The organism is Vibrio sp. 1069, assembly GCF_033340555.1.
Window position 1 is genome coordinate 1 of the sequence record NZ_JAWOWP010000445.1, and the last position, 667, is coordinate 667.

At 48.7% G+C, this 667-nt stretch carries 1 protein-coding gene; it reads right to left on the minus strand.

From position 1 onward, the window contains the following. Window positions 1-29: 29 nt before the first annotated feature. On the minus strand, window positions 30-667 hold a 638-nt coding region (locus R7040_RS27030; protein ID WP_318097683.1), incomplete at its 5' end, for an NADP-dependent oxidoreductase.

Consider the following 667-nt stretch of genomic DNA (forward strand, 5'->3'; position numbering starts at 1 on the left):
TAAATGTTCAAAAGCTGAATTGAATGCGTCTAGCATGTCATATCAAGTAATACCTTGCCTCTCGTTCGCCCCGATTCCACTTGTTGGTGTGCGGCGATAACTTCAGCCATTGGGTAAATGTGTTGCACTTCTGTTTTAAGTAATCCCACACCTACCATGTACAACAACGTGTCTAACTGTGAAGGATCTGGCTCAACCAACATACCGCTTGCCTCGAAGCCTAACAGCTTGGCCTTGTCACAAATTAATTCAGCGCTAATCGTTGGTACCGTGATCACGCGGGCATTGTCTTTTAGGCACTTGAGAGCATCTAGAGCCGCATCGCCACCAACCAAATCAATTAAAACATCAACGCCTTCAACACGTTCTGACACTGGTGCAAATTGATAGTTCACTGCATGAGCGCCAAGTGTGGCGAGGTAGTCTAAATTTCGTTCACTGCAGGTGGTAAACACTTCGGCTTTTGTCGCCACAGCAATCTGCACCGCTAAGTGCCCTACGCCACCCGCTCCTGCGAGAATTAATACTCTATCGCATTCGCTGACATTCGCTTTGCTTAATGCTTGAGCTGCGGTTTGCCCTGCCAATGGTAAACCCGCCGCCGCTTCTAGCGTGACCGAACTTGGCACGTGACTTAGCTCCGACTCCGGAACACACACATATTGGC